The sequence below is a fragment of the Flavobacterium chungangensis genome, from assembly GCF_042654045.1.
Taxonomy (GTDB): Bacteria; Bacteroidota; Bacteroidia; order Flavobacteriales; family Flavobacteriaceae; genus Flavobacterium; species Flavobacterium chungangensis.
In genome coordinates this window covers 242,928-262,487 of record NZ_JBHSFY010000004.1, presented here as the reverse complement: position 1 = coordinate 262,487, position 19,560 = coordinate 242,928, and the positions used below count along the sequence as shown (strand labels likewise).

The window sequence follows — 19,560 nt, the reverse complement described above, 5'->3', positions numbered from 1 at the left end:
TTCATGATTGTAATTGTGTTTTTTTAGCTTAGCTGTTTTTGTTTTTAAAGTTTTGTTTTTTTATTTTGAGGTACACCCCTAAAATTTTAGGGGTGTATGTCGCTTTGAATGTTTTTTATAATGGTTTTTTGTAGTTTTTATCTGTTTTATTTTTTAAATACCCTTTTTAAAATTAAAATATCGGCTAAAATGTGTTGTTGAATTTTCAAAAACAATTATCGATAAATATCAAATCACGATTATTGGAGATTTAATTTTTGTAATCCGTAATTCTTCGCCTAAAACGTCAAAAAAGCAGTTTCGAATTATTCTACTCATACAAAAGTTAATAAATTCGCTAATGAAAATGATGATGATTTGAAGGGCGCATGAAAGGTTTTAGAAATGACTTATACTATTAAAATAGATATATAAAAAGATTAACTAACCAGAATCAATTAATAACTAAAAACCAAATTAAAACATGAAAAAAGCATTTCACATTTTAGCCGCGATGTTAACAAGTTCTTTTGCCTTTGCCCAAGAAGAGGAAGCAGCCGCTACCGCTCCAGCAACCACATGGGGAGGTTCTGCAGATGCGTACTATAAATATGATTTTTCAAAACAAATGAATGGATTAACGAGCTTTACCAACTCACAGAATTCATTCGAATTAGGAATGGCGTCGATTGAAGCAGGTCATACTTTTGGAAAAGCTTCTGTTTTTGTAGACTTAGGTTTCGGAAAAAGAGCAGCAGAATTTTCATATAATGAAACGCCAGATAAAGATGCAAGCGCAAAATTTATGATTAAACAATTATTTTTTACATACAATTTAACTGAAGAGTTTAAGGTAGTGGCGGGTAGTTTCGGAACCCACATCGGATATGAAGTGTTAGATGCTGTAGATAATAAAAATTACAGTATGTCGTATGCGTTTTCTTATGGGCCATTTTTTAATACTGGGGTTAAGGCACAATATACTTCAGGTCACTTTACTGCGATGTTAGGATTAACCAACCCGACAGACTTTAAATCGGCTATGGACGCAGGTTCTTACCAAAAAACATTCATCGGACAAGTAGGGTATATAGGAGATACAGGAAGTGCTTATTTGAATTTTACAACAGGAAGTAGTAATCCAATTCCAGGAAGTCCAATTCCAGTTTCAGACGAAAATAAAACGCAGTTTGATTTAACAGCATCTAAAACAATTAGTGATAGTTTCGCTCTTGGATTAAATGCAACTTATGCAAAAACAACAAATGATTTTGATAGTAATTTAGATGGAGATTGGTTTTCTGTAGTCGGTTATGCTAATTATACTTTCAATCCAGCATTACTTTTGGCTTACAGAATAGAATATTTTGATGCTAAAGATGCCGCTCCAAGTTTAGGAACTTTAGCAGGATCAAGTGTATTTGCCAACACAGTTTCTTTAAATTACAAAGTTGGTAAACTTACCATAATTCCTGAGTTAAGATACGATGCCGCTTCTGAGGATATATTTTTAGACAAAAACGCATTGCCAACAGGTGGAAGCTTCTATGGTTTAATTGCAACAACATACTCTTTCTAGAGATAAAGATTGATATTTTTTTTTTTTTTGGAGCTGTCGAAACATTCTAATGTTTTGGCAGCTTTTTTACATTGTTATGAGTTTTAAGTTATGAGTTATGAGTTATTTTAGTTATGAGTTATTAGTTATGAGTTATTAGTTATGAATGCTGTTTAATCATTGTTTAAAATTGCTGTGTGTTTTATTTATATGATTGTAGAGACGCACCGCAGTGCGTCTTTTTGCGAATCGTAAATGGTGAATATTAATATGATTTATATTGTGGAAACGCATCGCAGAACGTCTTTTTGCAAATCGTAAATAGTGCATCGATTAATAGGATTGTAGAGACACGCCGCAGCACGTTTTTTTTTGCAATATGAATCGTCAACTGTATTATGAGTATATTGTTATGGAATAAAAAAACGCATTTCTAAAATCTAGAAATGCGTTGTATATTTTTAAAATTAATTTTTATTTATTGGATTTGTTTTTTGTAAATCGAATAAATAGTATCTATTGTTTTTCTGTCTAAAACTGAGGTTGCATCAGTTTGAATATAGTGCAGTTTAAAAGCTTGAATTGCGGCACTCAAATTTTTAGTATTGTAGCCTATTATTCTAAGCGCTGGTTCAATTTTAAAATCAAAAGGAGCAGGTTCTAAGACTTCGTCTGGCCAAATTCCGAATCCTTTTTCTGCTAAAATTTTCCACGGAAACAATGCGCTCGGATCTTGTTTTCTTCCTGGTGCAATATCGGCATGACCTAAAAAGTTTTGGGTAGGAATGTTGTAATCCTTTTTTAGTTTAGTTAATAAAGCCAGTAAGCTGTTAATTTGCGCCTCGGTAAAAGGTTTAAAGCCATTATTGTCTAATTCAATACCAATTGAACAAGAGTTTAAATCTGTTGTTTTTCCCCAAGTAGAATTTCCAGCATGCCAAGCTCTTAGATAATCATTAAGCATTTGGACTACTTTTCCGTTTTCAGAAATGATATAATGAGCACTTACCTGAGTTTTGGTCTTTGTAAAAGTATTAATAGTCTGTTGCAGCGAATCTTGCGCAGTATGATGAATAATAACAAAACTTGGTTTTCTTAAATTAAAATTTACAGTACCAACCCATTCCGTATTTATTCCGTTTACCAAATAAGTAGAGCCGGTTTTAGATAAAGTGTCTTTTACGATTCCCAGTTGTTGTGCATAAGAAGTGTCAATTGCCAAAGGTGGAACCGCGGGAATTGTTTTGGATTCTTTGCTTGTAATCTGGTTTTCTAAAGTTTTCAGTTGCTGATCATAAGCTTTTTCAGTAGTCTTGTACGGATTTGTAGAGCAAGAGCTAATTATAATAGCTAAAATGAGATAACAAAAATGCTTTTTTGTCATAATTCGTTGTTTTATAGTTAATAACGATTATTCTGAAATTTTCGTATCTGGTGCGTCTTTTACTTCTTTGGAGTCTTCTTTAGAATCTTTATCTTTTTTCTTTTTTGATTTGGTCTTTTTTACTTCTTTTAAAGAATCCATAAAAGTTTTATATTTTTCAACTTGGTCTGGATTTAAAAAAGCGCTAATTTTTTTATCGGTACTTTCGCGTAAAGCTTTTATCTGCTCAATTTTTTGATCTTGATTACTACTTTCGTTTTTTAATAAAATACCTTGTTCGCGTATACTGTCAGCCAAAACATTTGAAATTGCAATTGACTGCAACTCATCTAAGTTGATCTGCTGTTTCATCTGATCTACAATCAATGCTGCCGTTTGCTCAGGAGGAGTTTCCTTAGGTTTGCTTGGCGTGCTTTGCGGACCAGCCATCATACTTCTATCCATGCCCATTCCGCTACCTCGACCATAACCGTTGCCATAGCCATTATTGTAGTATCCGTTTCCGTATTGAGCAGAAACAGTACTGAAACAGAATAAAGTGAAAACAAAAATAATTAAGTTGAGAGTAGGTTTCATAAAAGTATTTTGTCTAATGTTAGCAATAGTTATGTGTAAATTTAAGCAGGTTCTCCGTATAAATCAAATTCTGTTGCTTCAATTATCTTGATATTAACAAATTCTCCAGTTTTTACATAATGTTTAGAAGCATCAATTAGAACTTCGTTATCAACATCTGGACTGTCAAACTCTGTACGTCCCACAAAATGAGCGCCTTCTTTTCTGTCAATAATACATCTGAAAACTTGACCAACTTTCTCCTGATTCAAATCCCAAGAAATTTGAGATTGAAGTTCCATAATTTCGTTTGCTCTAGCTTGTTTTACATCATCTGGAACATTGTCTTCGAGTAAATAAGCATGAGTATTTTCTTCGTGAGAATAAGCAAAACATCCCATTCTGTCAAATTTCATTTCCTGAACGAAATCTTTCAAAATTTCAAAATCTTCCTGAGTTTCGCCTGGATAACCAACAATAAGAGTAGTTCTAATTGCCATTCCAGGAACTGCTGCACGGAAATCTTTTAATAACTGAGTAGTTTTAGCTTGAGTTGTACCACGTCGCATCGATTTTAGAATAGAATCTGAAATGTGTTGCAATGGGATATCTATATAGTTACAGATTTTTGGCTCACGTTTCATTAATTCTAAAACGTCCATAGGGAAACCAGTAGGGTAAGCATAGTGTAAACGAATCCATTCGATTCCTTCAACAGCTGCTAGAGCTTCTAATAGTTCTGCTAAATTTCTTTTTTTATAAAGATCAAGTCCGTAATAAGTTAAATCTTGAGCAATTAATATTAATTCTTTAACCCCATTTTTAGCAAGACCTTGAGCTTCTTTTACTAATTTTTCAATTGGTTGGGAAACATGAGAACCTCTCATTAACGGAATTGCGCAAAAACTACAAGGTCTGTCGCATCCTTCAGCAATTTTTAAATAAGCGTAATTTTTAGGAGTTGTAGTTAAACGCTCTCCAAGTAATTCATGTTTATAATCTGCGCCTAAAGCTTTTAGCAATTGAGGCAATTCTGTTGTTCCAAAATACTGGTCAACGTTCGGAATTTCTTTTTCTAAATCTGGTCTATAACGCTCAGATAAACATCCTGTTACGAAAACTTTGTCTACAAGTCCTCTATCTTTTTTGTCTGCATATTCCAAAATCATATTTACCGATTCTGCTTTTGCATTATCAATAAATCCGCAAGTATTGATTACAATAATGTTTCCTTCTTTTTCTGCAGGAGCTTCATGTTCAACTTCTTTTCCATTTGCACGCAGCTGTCCCATTAGGACTTCACTGTCATAAACATTTTTTGAACACCCAAGAGTGATTACGTTAATTTTGTTCTTTTTTAAAGACTTGGTTCTCATACTTTTATAAATTGGAGTGCAAAATTACACTTTTTTTATTCAAACAACACTAGTTTTCAGTTTGTTTTAGCTGTTTTTTATGAAGTTAACTCTTCTGGTTGCTTGTGCTTTTTGAGTTAGATTTAAATTAAAGGGTTTTTAAAAGGATAAAAAAAATCCGCCAGATAAAAACCTGACGGAAATTTCAATCATCTATTTTGATTTTTAATTACAATTCAAATAATAAAGTCATAGTAACATTGTTAAGTTTAGATGTAATGTTAGCTCCATCTGTGAATCCTCTTGTAAAGAAACCTTGATTTGACTCTCTTTCTAAATAAGAGTAAGCTAAGTCAAGTTTTGTAGATCCGAAATTATAACCTAAACCGGCAGAATAGCTGTTTAATTCACCAACTGTAATTCCGTTTTTATAAGGGCTTCCTTCATAACGATATCCGCCTCTTAGGCTTAACTGTTTGATTTTATATTCTGCACCAATACGAAGTTCGCCAGTGCTAGTTAAAGTATTGCTGATGTCATTGTTGATTCCTCTAAAACCAGGATCATTTGTAGGTTTAAATTTGCTGTTGCCATAATTTCTTATGCCGTAATCAACGCTTAATAAACCAGATTTGCCAAAAACATAAGCAGCACTAAAAGTCCATTTGTCTGGAGTTTGTAAAGTGTACGATTCGTATACGTTTATGATGTTTGGGTTTACTGGGTTACTAAAAGTTTCACCAGAGCTAGTTTCGGTAGTGGAATATAAACTTTGTGAAAGTTCATCGTAAAGTTCGTACCATGTATTTGATTCGTAAGCTATCCCCAGTCTGAAATTGTCTGTTACTTTTCCAATTGCTCCAAGCTGGAAAGAAAAACCATTTCCGTATGTGTAAAGTTCATTGTTGAAACGCACATTAGATATTGTTTCGTATGTCTCTAAAGGGTTGTTATTGTATTCGTAAAAGCTTGAAGATCTTCTATAATCGGTTATATGAGCATTTAAATTGGCTCCAAAATAGAGTCTGTCTTTGTATGAAGTTGCAATGTTAAAGCTTATTTTGCTATTATATCCTCTAGTATAAACATCATTTTCTTGGTGATAATTTCCTCCGGCAGGCACATTTGTGTAGTATTGTGTATTGTTGTCATTGCCTGTAACTGGGTTGATCACGTATCCTTCAAGACCAAAAAAAGCTTGTTGTTCAGAATATGTAAGGTTTCTGAATGGGATTTTAGTGATATTGCCCAATTCAAGTCCGTTTGCATAGTCTAAAAAATAGCCATCTATTGAATTTGTTGGATTTGTTCCTGCAGAAAAAACTTCATTATTGAAATTATTGGTGTTTTCATAAGTTGCACCAATCGCAATCTTGTTCCATCCAACATTTGGATTATTGTTTTTAAATACAAAAACACCTCCTGCTTGATTTAAGATAAAAGAGTTCTCTTTATCTGATGTTTCAGTTCCGAAGTAATTAGAATTGTTTTTAATATTCTGATTGCTAAATGTTACTCCAACTTGATTGCTGTTAAAAATTGCAGATCCAGCTGGGTTAACACTTAAAGAAGAAATGTCTCCTCCAACTGCTCCAAAGGCACCGCTCATGGCTCTATAGCGTGCAGTTCCGGTAAGGTTCTCTTGAGAATAACGTAAAGCATCTGAAACTTCTTGTGAATATGACGCGCTGACAGTTAGTCCTGTTATAAATAGGAAAAATATTTTTTTCATTTTGATAAGTTTGAGTTAGAAATTGAGAGGGTTGAGGAAGAATTATCTTCTGCCTCCACCGCCACCGCCACCAGATCTCATTCCGCCACCGCCGCCACCGCCGCCGCTGTATGATCTAGAGCCTCCACCGCTATTGCTAGGGGCGTAGCTTCTTGATGAACCACTATTGCTAGGAGCATAGGTTCTTGATGAGCCACTGTTGTTGCTAGGTGCGTAAGTTCTATTTGTCGTGGTATTTCCGCTATTATTATAAGATCTTCTATTGCTATAATTGCTATTGTTGTAGTTTGAGCTATTGTCGTAAGATCTTCTGTTTGTAAACGTAGGGCTGCTTGTTCTTCCGTTCATATTAGAACGTCTAAAGTCAGTGTATCCGTTTGATCTGTTTGTGGTATAATTTCTATTTGTTGTGTAGTTTCCTCTATTTGTAGTGTAGTTTCTGCTAGTGTTATAGCCTCTATTAGTGCTGTAATTTCTGTTATAAGCATAGTTTCTATCGCCATAATAGCCTGCAGAGCCTCTTCTTCCATAGTTATAAGAGTAATTGTAGCCGTAGTATGGATATCCCCAACTTGGGTAGCCCCAACCTGGATATCCCCAGCCAGGGTAGCCCCATCCGTAATAAGGGTAACCCCATCCATATCCATAACCGTAGCCGTAATAAGGGTAGCCCCATCCAAATCCGAATGACCATGATGGACTAGAGTAAAAATTTACAGAAACATCAGAGCTGCTGCTTCCCCATGCAGGATAAGCTACAGAGGCAGTTTGGGTGCTGTCTGAGTAATTAGTGTAATTGTCAACATCTGTAAATATCTCAGTCGGCTGATTGTCATCTTGTAATGATCTGAAATATTCTTTGTATTGGTTGTTTGTACCTGTTTGTACATATTTAACTGATGAACCACCATATACTCCATCATTATCGTAATAAGATGAATTTTGGTAAGAACCACATGATGCAAGCAGTAAACTCAGTAATCCGATTAAGTAAAAATGATTAGAGTTTTGGCGGAGTGAAAGGTAAGTTTTCATATCTGTGGTGTTTTTTATTGTTGCACATTACAAAATTAGTTAGTTTTGTCAAACTATTTAGTTAAAATTGTATAAAACAAAATTTGTGCCAAAAAATATAATATGAGTAAGAACCTTACTACAAGATCAGAAGATTATTCGAAATGGTATAACGAACTGGTTGTAAAAGCAGATCTAGCTGAAAATTCAGGAGTTAGAGGATGTATGGTAATAAAACCATACGGATATGCTATTTGGGAAAAAATGCAAGCTGAGTTGGATCGTATGTTCAAAGAAACTGGACATCAAAACGCGTATTTTCCTTTGTTTGTACCGAAAAGCATGTTTGAGGCGGAGGAGAAGAATGCTGAGGGATTTGCTAAAGAATGCGCTGTTGTAACGCATTATAGGTTGAAAAATGATGAGGATAGACCTGGGAAACTAATGGTTGATCCAAATGCAAAATTAGAGGAAGAACTTATTGTTCGACCTACAAGTGAAGCTATTATTTGGTCTACATATAAAGGATGGGTGCAATCTTATAGAGATTTACCTTTGTTAATTAATCAATGGGCTAATGTGGTTCGATGGGAAATGCGTACACGTTTATTTCTAAGAACTGCTGAGTTTTTATGGCAGGAAGGGCATACAGCTCACGCTACAAAAGATGAAGCAATTGAGGAATCAGAGAAAATGATGAATGTTTATGCTGATTTTGCAGAAAGCTTCATGGCGATTCCGGTTGTAAAAGGTTTTAAAACTGAAACAGAACGTTTTGCCGGAGCAGATGAAACGTACTGTATTGAAGCATTAATGCAAGACGGAAAAGCATTGCAAGCAGGAACATCTCACTTCTTAGGGCAGAACTTTGCGAAAGCATTTGATGTTAAGTTTGCTAATGCGGAAGGAAAGCAAGAGCATGTTTGGGGAACTTCTTGGGGAGTATCTACTCGTTTAATGGGGGCGTTAATTATGACGCATTCTGACGATCAAGGATTGGTGTTGCCTCCTAATTTGGCTCCAATTCAAGTAGTAATTGTTCCTATATATAAGACAGATGAACAATTGGCTCAGATTACAGAGGCGGTTAAGGATTTGACTGCTAAATTGAGAAAATTGAAAATCACTGTCAAATTTGACGATAGAACAACGCAAAAGCCAGGATTTAAATTTGCAGAATGGGAACTTAAAGGAGTGCCTGTTAGAATTGCAGTTGGTCCAAAAGATCTTGAGAACGGAACTTTTGAGGTGGCAAGACGTGATAATTTGACAAAAGAAGTGGTTTCTAACGAAAAAATCGTTGAACACGTAAATGATCTTTTAGAACAGATTCAAACGGACTTATTTACAAGAGCATTAGATTATCGTAATACTCATATTACGGAAGTAAATAATTTTGAGGAATTTAAGGAAGTTTTAGAAGGAAAAGGAGGCTTTTTATCTGCTCATTGGGATGGAACTGCTGAGACAGAAGAGAAGATAAAAGAATTGACAAAAGCGACAATTCGATGCATTCCTTTGGATGCTGTAGAAGAGGCGGGAACCTGCGTATTTACTGGCAAACCTTCTTCTAAAAGAGTGCTTTTTGCTAAGGCGTATTAAAAAAATATAGATTTTTTTGCATTAGGTATTGCGCAAATAAAAAATAGATGTATCTTTGCATCCGCAATACAGAAGCGCGGTCCGTTCGTCTATCGGTTAGGACGCCAGGTTTTCATCCTGGTAAGGGGGGTTCGATTCCCCCACGGACTACAAGTTATATTACATATTGAAAAGTTTCCAACTTAGGAGAATATTGGTCCGTTCGTCTAGGGGTTAGGACGCCAGGTTTTCATCCTGGTAACAGGGGTTCGATTCCCCTACGGACTACAAATTAGTTGTAAATAAGTTTTGTAAAACAAAAATTGGTGTCTCGGTTTTTGTTTTATTAGTTAAAACCAAAGTGATTGTTTTACGATTGTGGGAGGTTTTTCTTTTTTAACTAGTATTTATAATAATTATTACATCTAAAATTAAAAGAAAATGGCAAATCATAAGTCAGCATTAAAAAGAATCAGAAGTAACGAAAAAAGAAGAGTTCTTAACAGATACCAGCATAAAACTACTCGTAATGCTATTAAAGCGTTAAGATTAGCTACTGATAAAGCTGATGCTACTGCAAAATTATCAACTGTAATCTCTATGATTGATAAATTAGCTAAAAAGAACATCATTCACGATAATAAAGCTTCTAACTTGAAGTCTAAATTAACGAAACATGTTGCTAAATTGTAATTAATACAATTTATAAGATATATAAAAGTCCTCTTCTCAGAGGACTTTTTTTTGTTTTAACTCCACATGTAAATGAAATTCCAATAAAAAATAAATTCCAAATTCCAATCTTTATGAATAGTTGGAATTTGGAATTTTGTTATTTGTGAGATTCGGAATTTTATAAACCTTAATCTAATTTTGTGCTGAAGGTTTTGGTATTTGGAATTTAATTTTTGGAATTTTTCACTCTAAATCAATTTTCTTTTTAAGATATTCCAGCATTGGCTGTGTAATAGGTTTGGAAAGGAAATCTATTATAATAGGATATTTTTTTGCTTTAGCAAGATCTTCGGGATCAATAGTGGAAGATAATACAATTACTGGAACGGTATTAAATTCTTTGTAATCTGAAGAAGTGAAATGATCTAGAAATTCCCATCCTCCCATGATTGGCATATTTAAATCTAAAAAAATTAATTCAGGCCTTTTTTTAGCTTGATCGTTGGTATATTTTAAGGTATTGAAGTGATGAAGAGCCTCTTCGCCGTTTTGAGCTGTAATAACTTCATGTGAAAATGAAGATTTTGAAATTACCTTTTTGCATAGCATCAGTGTGATAGGGTCATCATCGATGCATAAAATCTGCTCAAGCATAATAATTAATTTTTAAATGTTATTGTAAATGTGGTTCCTTTATTGACTTCGCTCTCGATAGAGATTGTTCCTCCCATGGTTTCTACCTGCGATTTTACAAGGTATAATCCTAAACCTTTGCTGTCGGGATAATTGTGGAATCTTTGATAAAGTCCAAATACTTTGTCGCGATTTCTTTCTAAGTCAATTCCGATTCCGTTGTCTTTAAAGGTTAAGATTGTTTTTTGTTCTATTTGTTCTGCTGTTATTGATATTTTTAATTTTCTATTTTCCGATTTGTATTTTATAGAATTTGTAAGTAGGTTTAATAGAATGCTTTCTATGTAGGCTTTATTGGTAATAAGTTCAGGGACTTTATCAAATTTAAGCTTAATTATAGGTTTGTGTAATTCAATCTGAAATGAAAGCTGGCTGAATACATTTTCAAAAACTTCTTTTAGAGAAACTTCCTCTTTTTGCATCGAAGGATTGTCTTTTATAATGATAACTTTTACTAGATCATTGATGGTTTCGTTTAGTAAATGAGTCGATTTCGTAAATCCGGCTAATATTTCTTCTAGTTCTTCATTTTCGATCGGAATATCTTCTATTAAATTTAATAGTCCGATTAAGTTAGAAAGTGGAGCTCTAAGGTTGTGCGATGTGATGTAAGAAAACTGTTTTAAATCTTTATTGTTTTGTGTTAATTCTCGAATAAGATGTTCTTTTTCTGTTTCTAGTTTTTTCTCATCAGTAATATCTCTTTGTATCGAAATCCAATGCGAAATAACGCCTTCATTATTAAAAATAGGAATCATAGAAAAGCGTACCCAATATTCTTCTTTGCTTTTAGTATATGTAATGGTTTCAATTAAACATTCCTCTTCATTTTTTATGGCTCTCAGAAGTTTTTTTAATTCATCAGAATCCGATTTTGGTCCTTTAAAAATGTTCGGCGATTTTCCGATGATTTCGTTTGACTGATAACCCGACATTTGAGAAAATGCTGGATTCACATAAACTATTTTCGGTATTTTTCTTTCAGAAGAATTGGCTTCGGTAATTAAAATAGAATCTTTAGATTGTGTAATTACGGTTTCTAAAAGTTTTAATCGCTGTTCTTCTTCCTTTTGTTTTGTAATATCTTGAATGGCTCCAATCATTCTGATGGCTCTTCCGTTTTCATCTTTTAATAAAAAACCTCTATCCAAAACATATTTGTACGATCCATCAGCGCATCTAAAACGGTATTGATCTTGCCATTTTTCAGTTTTTTGTTCTATAAAAGAATATAGTTTTATTGACATTCGGATACTGTCTTCTGGGTGAATTTTGTCAAACCACCATTTAGAAGTTTTTCCTACTTCTTTTGGGTCATAACCAAAAACACCTTCAATTCCTTTATTCCAATTAATACTGTCCTCTTGAATTTTCCAATCCCAAATAGTATCGCTTGTCGCTTTTGCTACAATGTCATATTTCTCATTAGATTCTTTTATTTCTTCGTTGGTTTTGTTTAACTTTTCAAAAATGGTTATGTTTCTTTTTTCGTTTTTTGAAAGGATAAAGCTAAAAACCAATACTGTAATTAGAATAAATATAACGTCTTTTACTAAGGATAGGTATAGGTATTCTGATGAAGAAAAGTAGGTTATGAGTAATTTATGACATAAGACCGCCATAATTATCGAGATGATGGTATAAATAAGAGTAATTTGGAGAGTTTTACTTTTCATCACTTCAAATATAGTTAATTTAACTATAACTAAACGTATGTTAATGTCATTTTGGAACCGATATTTTTAGGATTTATATTAACTAATTGATTGTATATACGCAAACTATGACAGAAACATTTTTTTTTAAAAAATAAAGTGTACCTTTGCGCCCATTAAAAATCACAGATGGAATCTATTAGAAACATTGCAATTATTGCCCACGTCGATCACGGTAAAACAACTTTGGTTGATAAAATTATGTATCACTGTCAGTTATTTCGTGAGAACGAGAACACAGGTGATTTAATCTTAGATAATAATGATTTAGAGCGTGAGAGAGGTATTACAATTACTTCTAAAAACGTATCGGTTCAATATAAAGGAACAAAAATCAATATTATCGACACTCCTGGCCACGCCGATTTTGGAGGTGAAGTAGAACGTGTATTGAACATGGCCGATGGTGTTTGTTTGCTAGTTGATGCTTTCGAAGGTCCAATGCCTCAAACTCGTTTCGTTTTGCAAAAAGCGATCGATTTAGGATTGAAACCTTGTGTAGTTATCAATAAAGTAGATAAAGAAAACTGTACTCCAGAAGAAGTTCACGAGAAAGTTTTTGATTTAATGTTTGAATTAGGTGCTACTGAAGAGCAGTTGGATTTCCCAGCGGTTTACGGTTCTGCTAAAAACAACTGGATGTCTGATGATTGGAAAAATCAAACAGAAAACATTGAGCCATTATTAGACATGGTTATTGCTAATGTTCCAGCTCCTAAAGTTTCTGAAGGAACTCCTCAAATGTTGATCACATCTTTAGACTTCTCTTCATTTACAGGTCGTATCGCTATTGGACGTCTTGAAAGAGGAACTTTAAAAGAAGGAATGCCAATTTCTTTGGTAAAAAGAGATGGTAAAATCATCAAATCTAGAATTAAAGAATTACACACTTTTGAAGGTTTAGGCCGTAGAAAAGTAGAAGAGGTTGTGGCTGGAGATATTTGTGCTGTTGTAGGTATTGAAGGTTTTGAAATTGGTGATACTATTGCTGATTTTGAAAATCCAGAAGCTTTGCAAACAATCGCTATCGACGAGCCAACTATGAGTATGTTGTTTACAATTAACGATTCTCCTTTCTTTGGTAAAGAAGGTAAATTTGTTACTTCTAGACATATTCGTGAAAGATTGACAAAAGAGCTTGAGAAAAACTTAGCGATGAAAGTTGGAGAAACGGATTCTGCTGATAAATTCATGGTTTTTGGTCGTGGTGTACTTCACTTATCTGTTCTTATTGAAACAATGAGAAGAGAAGGGTACGAGCTTCAAATTGGTCAGCCACAAGTTATCATCAAAGAAGTTGATGGTGTGAAATGTGAACCAATTGAGGAATTAACTATCGACTTACCAGAAAACCTTTCAGGTAGAGCGGTTGAGTTCGTAACTATCCGTAAAGGAGAAATGCTTTCTATGGAAGGTAAAGGAGAGCGTATGATTGTTAAATTTAATATTCCATCTCGTGGAATCATTGGTTTAAGAAATCAATTGCTTACAGCTACTGCTGGTGAGGCTATTATGGCACACCGTTTCATCGGGTACGAACCATACAAAGGAGAAATTCCTGGACGTAACAATGGTTCATTAATCTCTATGGAAAACGGAAAAGCTATTCCTTATTCTATCGATAAATTACAGGATCGTGGTAAATTCTTCGTTGACCCTAACGAGGATATCTATGAAGGTCAGGTAATTGGAGAAAACACTCGTAGCGACGATATGACGGTTAACGTTACTAAAACGAAAAAACTTTCTAACGTACGTTCTTCTGGAGCTGATGATAAAGCTAGAATTATTCCAGCTATCAAATTCTCATTAGAAGAAGCTTTAGAGTACATCCAAAAAGATGAGTATGTTGAGGTTACTCCAAAATCTTTACGTTTAAGAAAAATCTACTTAAGCGAAACAGATAGAAAAAGATATAAAATCTAATTCGATTTAATTTTCAATATAAAAAATCCCAAATTCCAATTCTGGAGTTTGGGATTCTTTTTTATGTATAATGTTCTTATTGGAATTTGGAATTTAAAAAAAAATGGGATTTATTAAAAGTTATCTTTTTAAACTAAAATGACCTTTGACATTTTTTCCATTAGCAAAAAAGAGCGTAAACCAATAATCGTCTGAAGGCATTTGTCTCCCGTTAAAAATTCCGTTCCAGCCAGCTCCATTTTGATTCATTTGTTTTAACAGATTTCCGTAACGATCAAAAATAGAAATGGTGTAATCTGGCATTTGATCAATATTTTTAATAACCCATAAATCATTGAATCCGTCTCCGTTTGGAGTAAAGAAACGCGGATAATCCAAAACATATACTAAAAACGAATTAGATAAACCACAACCATTTTTGTCTCGAGCTTTTACATTGTATATGCCCGGGTTTACTTGTGTGAAAGTAGGGCTATCTTGAAAAACAGTTCCGTCGAGAGAAAATTCATAATTTCCAACACCTGTATACTGAACTTGAATTGTATTATCAGTTCCAGAAAAATCTTTTACATCTGCTCCAGTAATTGAAGCTGGTTCGGATAAAATTATTTTAAAAGTTTTAGTTTTTTCGCAACCATTTGCATCTTTTACAGTTACGGAGTAGTCACCAGGACTATTAATTACAGAAGAATTTGTACTGCTTCCATTAGACCATGCATAGCTGCTAAAGCCAGCTGCAACGTTTAGCGTCATTTCATCTCCTTTACATAAATAATGTGCTTCGTCTGTAAAATTAGGAGGGTCAAATGTGTTTACAATTAATTCTATTGAAGTAATATCGTAACAACTTGGACCATTTACAACGCGAGCATAAATCGTCTGGCTGTTTGGAGTTGTATTTTTAAAAATATTAGGTAGCTGATTGGTTTCGGTAAGGGCATCAGTAGCGGTTAAAAAATAATTGATTGCTAAACCTGCAGGCAGACCTGTTAAAATTTGAGGAGTCACTTCTGCATTTAAATCAAATTGATACAAACCATCTTGCACAGCGTCTCCATCGCAAGTTGCTACGGGAGATTGATTTGGAATATTAGAATTAGAGATGTTTAGTGTAATTTCAGCTATTTTACTACAGCCAAAGGTGTTTTCAATTCGGGCAAAAATAATTTGATCTGCACCTTTATTGGTATATCGTTCCGGATTTAAAATTGGATTTGTTTTTGCTTGAGCATCTGCCAAAGTTTCATAATATCCCTGGTTAACAAATTGAGGATCATTGTTTTTGATGAAATTGCCAGCTTTAGTCAAATCAAAAATTGAAATACCATCAGTATCATCATCACATTGAAGCAAAGAAGTATTCGTAGATGGGATTTCGGGAGCAAATTCAACAGTGATTTCTCCAACAGAAACACAAGTTGTATTGCCCAAGGTTGCCTCCACTTTATACGTTCCCGATGATGTTACGTTGTAAGAAGGAGATGTCACGCCTGGAAGTTCAGAATAAGTGTTAGACGCATCTTTTTTAAACCATTTAAAAGTATAACCTGTAGCACTCAAGTTGGTGTTTAAAACATAAGTTTCGCCATAACAGACAGGATTGTTATCGGCTACAGTTCTGTTTTCTCCAAAATTTATTTTAGTTACAAAACTGCCCGCTTCTATAAAAACAGCAGAGTTGTATTGTCTGGTTGCATCATCGGCAACGACCAATTTTAGATGGTATGTTCTGTTCGGAATCACACTTGTAGAGGCATTCATTACAATAGTTTGCCCTGCATAATAGATCGGGCTTCCATTTGCATTATAACCATTAAAATAGTTTTCGTTTAAAGCTTCACATCCTTCTAAAGGCTGGCCATAATTGTCATTTACGGTTTCAATTTTAGGATGAACCGTTGTAGCTGAAACTGCCGTAGTTGAATTAGGTAGAACGGCAAGATTTTTATATTCTTCAGAACTTCCGACTTCTTTAATTAAGAAAGCAAATCCATCTGAATATGTGCAAGGAAAATTAGTTTGATATTCATTCGAAGCAAAAATATAATTGAAGCTTATTGAATTGGTCTGCGCTGTAAAATCAAATTCTATAAGTGTTGCTTGCGTGCTATTCGTAATTCCTAAAGCTTTATTAAGATCTGCGTCACCATTCCAACCTAAAATCCTTACTCCTTTGGAATCTTGTTTGTAAAACGGTCCTTCTGCATTTTTGCTAGGCGAAGTAGCTAAAACAATTCCTCCTGAAAAAGGAAAATTGGCACCAGCTGTAAAGGAACCGTAACTCTGTCCACTTAGATTCGGGTTTCCTGATGCCGTTACACTTTGTACATCAATACAAGAACTGTTTATTAAAACATTTTGAATTAAATCTGTTGGTGTTGCTGTGTCGGTAACAGAAATATTCTGCGCACTGATTTTATGGAAAAAACAGCACAAAATTAGAATTAGAAATGTTCTTATTTGACTCATAGTAGCAAATATACTACAAATCTCTATTTTTTAATAGTTTGTAAGAAAAATATATAAACACAAAAGTCCAAACTAAAACGATTAATACAGCAGTATAATCTACACTGAAATTGCCTTCTGTTTCGATTCCCATTTGAGTGCCAATATTTTTAATTACCGATAATCTTGGTCCAGGATTAGCAATTAGATTTGACATTGATTCTAAAGGTAAAAACTGTGTGATTTTTTCCTCAGTATCGCTGTTTGGGAAAATTTTAAAAGCCAAAGTACCTCTTATGATTGCTTCAATAATGCTCCAAACTAAAAGAAAACCAAGCGCAAAGGCAGAACGTTTTACTAAAATTCCTAAAAACAAACAGAACGAAAAGAATCCTGTTAACTTTACAAAAAAGGCTAAAAGATAATCTAAGTCAGAAAAAATAATTCCAAACTCGGTATAAGATGAAAAAGACAATCCTAGAAGCAAGCTCATGATAAAAACAAAAACAGTAGATCCAAAAGCAAATAAAACTACAGTTAAGAATTTAGATAGAATAAATTCTTTTTTGCTTAAACCATCAATTAAGTTCTGTTTTAAAGTTCCGTAGCTGTATTCATTCGCCATCATAGAAACAATTACAATAGCCAAAAAGAATTTAAGCCAAGCAGCAACATATGTATTGAAATGCCAGATAAAAGGAAAATTGAAGATTCCCATTTCTGCCAAATGAAATTTGAAAGGTCCTATATCAAATTTTATTGCAGCGATTAAAGCAATAAAAGAAAGTAATACAAAATAAGTTAAGGTTAATATGCGGCTGGCTTTGTTCATCCAGATTTTTTGTAATTCTATAGAGAGAAGTCTTTTCATGGTTTAGTTTTTTTGAGCGATGGCGTTTTTGGTTAATTCTAAAAATTGAGCTTCTAAACTGTTTTTACGTTTTACTAAATGGCTTAAAACAATATTTTTAGAAAATAAAAATTGGTTTATCTCTGAGGCAGATAAGTCGGAATTTAGGTAAACTAAAACTTTTCCATCTTCTTCAGCAATTCTATCAACAGCAGGATGTTCTGATAAAACTGTTTTTAAAACTAAATTATCCACGGCTTGCAACTCAAAGAAACCTTCGTTAGAAGACATTCCGTCAACAGGACCAGAATACAAAACTTCGCCTTTTCTTAAAACAATTACTTGCGAGCAAACTTTTTCTACTTCATCCAATAAATGGGAAGCCAATAAAATAGTAGTTCCTTGCGATGCAATTTTTTTAATGATATCTCGAATTTGATGAATTCCCTGTGGATCTAATCCGTTGGTTGGTTCATCTAAAATTAAAATTTCAGGATCGTTTAAAAGGGCCGATGCTATTGCCAGACGCTGTTTCATTCCTAAAGAAAAAGTGCTGAATTTGCTGTCTTTTCTTTCGATTAAACCCACCAATTCCAGTTTTTCGTTAACTTTAGAATAGTTTATATTTTTGATTTTGCAAACCAATTGGAGGTTTTGCTCGGCTGTCATGTACGGATAGAAATTGGGTCTTTCTATAATCGCACCCACTTTTTTTAAGGCATCATGCGTTTCTACATTGCCATCAAACCAGCGATAATTGCCAGACGATTTATTAACAACATTCAAAACAATTCCTAATGTAGTCGATTTTCCGCTGCCGTTTGGCCCTAGAATGCCATAAACGCGACCTTTTTGTATTTGAAAAGATACATTTTTCAAAGCCTGAATTCGGCCGTATCTTTTACTTAAATTCTCAATGGTTAATATGGTTTCCAAATTTTTCTGGTTTTAGTTTTTAGTATGACGAGCCAAGTTGATTTTTGTTACTTTAAATTCTAACTTTAAATCGTATTGATGTAAATTTGTAATAAAGATATTCAAAATGAGCGAGCCTTTAATGGTTTTAAAAAAACCGTCTTACCCTTTAACACAGCCACTTTTAAGCTATTTAGAAAGATACGAACGTATTTCTAAAGTTTCTGTGTTTTATGATGACTTGCTTCGTTTTTCGGGTTCTATAAATGTTTATGATAAACACGATAACGATACGCTCTGGATTCGGGTGTATTACGGTGAATTTGAGCGCAATGAAATTGATTTAAATCTAAAAAAAATATATTCGCTTCTGCATTCTGATGGAAATAGCGAAATCATTCAATTTCTGAATGTCGACGCTATTGATTATTGTACTTTCGGAAATTCGAAGCCTTTTAGAATCAAAGTTCGAAATATTCTCAATGACAACTATGTTCATTTTTACATTAAAAAAGCAGATGCTTCCCGTATTTACGGATTAGAATTGGAAGATATTCTTTCGCCAGATAAAATCAACTTTTTGGTTTATAAAGATACCTTGATCGAAGAGCATATTATCGGAATTCCAGGCGATGTTTTTATGGACACACTTCTTGATAAATGCAGCGAAATGGAGAAAGCGCAGATTGCAAAAGAATTTGTAAAATTTAACGAACGCTGTATGATTCGTCTTTTGGGAGATATGCGCGCTTACAATTATGTAATTGTTCCAATTCACGATTTTGATCAGGTTGTTTATAAAATTCGTCCAATCGATTTTGACCAGCAATGTTACGAAGGGAATTTTAAAGTATATCGCCCGCAGTTCTTCAAGGAAAATTTCCCAATGATTCAGCTAATTAAAGAGAAATTAGAAGAACGTTCCATTATTCAGTATAAAGATGAGGAAAGAGCGATTTTAGCAAAACGTATTCATTCTGCCGAAACCAGAATAAAAAAATTACTGAATATAATGTGTCACGATACCATTTCTACGCATGAACATCTGACGCAGTTAAAAATGGAATTGTATCGTTATACAAACGATATGAAATTTAAAAACGCAAAATCGATGGGGCATGTTATGCAAGCCGCATTTGAATTTATTACACGTAATTTTAAAAACACTAACTTAGTTTAG

15 protein-coding genes and 2 tRNA genes are annotated in these 19,560 nt (G+C 33.8%); 7 read left to right on the top strand and 10 right to left on the bottom strand.

All coding sequences use genetic code 11. The features are described 5' to 3' along the window. Positions 1-463: 463 nt before the first annotated feature. Positions 464-1,558 (top strand): outer membrane beta-barrel protein, encoded by a 1,095-nt coding sequence (locus ACFO3N_RS08505; protein WP_379796860.1) that lies wholly within the window; start codon positions 464-466, stop codon positions 1,556-1,558. A gap of 457 nt (positions 1,559-2,015) precedes the next feature. On the opposite strand, the gene ACFO3N_RS08500 is transcribed toward ACFO3N_RS08505, so the two are convergent. From ACFO3N_RS08500 to ACFO3N_RS08480, 5 genes are all read right to left on the bottom strand, one after another. Then, positions 2,016-2,921 carry an N-acetylmuramoyl-L-alanine amidase gene (locus tag ACFO3N_RS08500; protein WP_379796858.1) on the bottom strand — a complete coding sequence of 302 codons (906 nt, stop codon included), beginning with the start codon at positions 2,919-2,921 and terminating at the stop codon, positions 2,016-2,018. Positions 2,922-2,948: 27 nt separating this feature from the next. Beyond that, on the bottom strand, positions 2,949-3,497 hold the full coding sequence (locus tag ACFO3N_RS08495) for a hypothetical protein (RefSeq protein WP_379796856.1): 549 nt from the start codon (positions 3,495-3,497) through the stop codon (positions 2,949-2,951). 41 nt (positions 3,498-3,538) lie between these two features. Beyond that, positions 3,539-4,852, bottom strand: a complete 1,314-nt coding sequence (rimO, locus tag ACFO3N_RS08490; RefSeq protein ID WP_095931021.1) for a 30S ribosomal protein S12 methylthiotransferase RimO — start codon at positions 4,850-4,852, stop codon at positions 3,539-3,541. 208 nt (positions 4,853-5,060) lie between these two features. Beyond that, the gene (locus ACFO3N_RS08485; RefSeq protein WP_379796854.1) at positions 5,061-6,563 is read right to left on the bottom strand and encodes an OmpP1/FadL family transporter; all 1,503 of its coding nucleotides are present in this window, start codon (positions 6,561-6,563) and stop codon (positions 5,061-5,063) included. Between the two features lie 42 nt (positions 6,564-6,605). Beyond that, positions 6,606-7,598, bottom strand: a complete 993-nt coding sequence (locus ACFO3N_RS08480; RefSeq protein WP_379796852.1) for a hypothetical protein — start codon at positions 7,596-7,598, stop codon at positions 6,606-6,608. Between the two features lie 102 nt (positions 7,599-7,700). Here ACFO3N_RS08480 and proS point away from each other — a divergent pair, with 102 nt between their 5' ends. From proS to rpsT, 4 genes are all read left to right on the top strand, one after another. Next, on the top strand, positions 7,701-9,179 hold the full coding sequence (gene proS / locus ACFO3N_RS08475) for a proline--tRNA ligase (RefSeq protein WP_379796850.1): 1,479 nt from the start codon (positions 7,701-7,703) through the stop codon (positions 9,177-9,179). A gap of 78 nt (positions 9,180-9,257) precedes the next feature. Then, positions 9,258-9,329: transfer RNA gene (locus ACFO3N_RS08470), tRNA-Glu, on the top strand. A 45-nt stretch (positions 9,330-9,374) separates the two neighbouring features. Next, positions 9,375-9,446, top strand: a tRNA-Glu gene (locus ACFO3N_RS08465). Between the two features lie 153 nt (positions 9,447-9,599). Continuing rightward, positions 9,600-9,851 carry a 30S ribosomal protein S20 gene (gene rpsT / locus ACFO3N_RS08460; protein ID WP_073417115.1) on the top strand — a complete coding sequence of 84 codons (252 nt, stop codon included), beginning with the start codon at positions 9,600-9,602 and terminating at the stop codon, positions 9,849-9,851. A 225-nt stretch (positions 9,852-10,076) separates the two neighbouring features. On the opposite strand, the gene ACFO3N_RS08455 is transcribed toward rpsT, so the two are convergent. Both ACFO3N_RS08455 and ACFO3N_RS08450 read right to left on the bottom strand, forming a co-directional pair. After that, entirely contained in the window at positions 10,077-10,487 is a 411-nt protein-coding gene (locus ACFO3N_RS08455; protein WP_379796848.1) for a response regulator, read from the bottom strand. 5 nt (positions 10,488-10,492) lie between these two features. Then, on the bottom strand, positions 10,493-12,202 hold the full coding sequence (locus ACFO3N_RS08450; protein ID WP_095931016.1) for a PAS domain-containing sensor histidine kinase: 1,710 nt from the start codon (positions 12,200-12,202) through the stop codon (positions 10,493-10,495). A gap of 168 nt (positions 12,203-12,370) precedes the next feature. On the opposite strand from ACFO3N_RS08450, the gene typA reads away from it, so the two are divergent. Further along, positions 12,371-14,167 carry a translational GTPase TypA gene (gene typA, locus ACFO3N_RS08445; protein WP_250837069.1) on the top strand — a complete coding sequence of 599 codons (1,797 nt, stop codon included), beginning with the start codon at positions 12,371-12,373 and terminating at the stop codon, positions 14,165-14,167. Between the two features lie 120 nt (positions 14,168-14,287). Here typA and ACFO3N_RS08440 read toward each other — a convergent pair whose 3' ends face one another. Genes ACFO3N_RS08440 through ACFO3N_RS08430 form a run of 3 tightly spaced genes read right to left on the bottom strand, consistent with a single transcriptional unit; the run spans position 14,288 to position 18,401 of the window. After that, positions 14,288-16,636, bottom strand: coding sequence for a T9SS type B sorting domain-containing protein (locus tag ACFO3N_RS08440; RefSeq protein WP_379796845.1), 2,349 nt, complete (start codon positions 16,634-16,636; stop codon positions 14,288-14,290). Positions 16,637-16,649: 13 nt separating this feature from the next. Next, the gene (locus tag ACFO3N_RS08435) at positions 16,650-17,486 is read right to left on the bottom strand and encodes an ABC transporter permease (RefSeq protein WP_379796843.1); all 837 of its coding nucleotides are present in this window, start codon (positions 17,484-17,486) and stop codon (positions 16,650-16,652) included. 3 nt (positions 17,487-17,489) lie between these two features. Continuing rightward, positions 17,490-18,401: an ABC transporter ATP-binding protein gene (locus ACFO3N_RS08430; RefSeq protein ID WP_379796841.1), complete on the bottom strand. Its 912-nt coding sequence runs from the start codon at positions 18,399-18,401 to the stop codon at positions 17,490-17,492. Between the two features lie 106 nt (positions 18,402-18,507). Between ACFO3N_RS08430 and ACFO3N_RS08425 the strand changes: the two genes are divergently transcribed. Continuing rightward, the gene (locus ACFO3N_RS08425) at positions 18,508-19,560 is read left to right on the top strand and encodes a hypothetical protein (RefSeq protein WP_379796839.1); all 1,053 of its coding nucleotides are present in this window, start codon (positions 18,508-18,510) and stop codon (positions 19,558-19,560) included.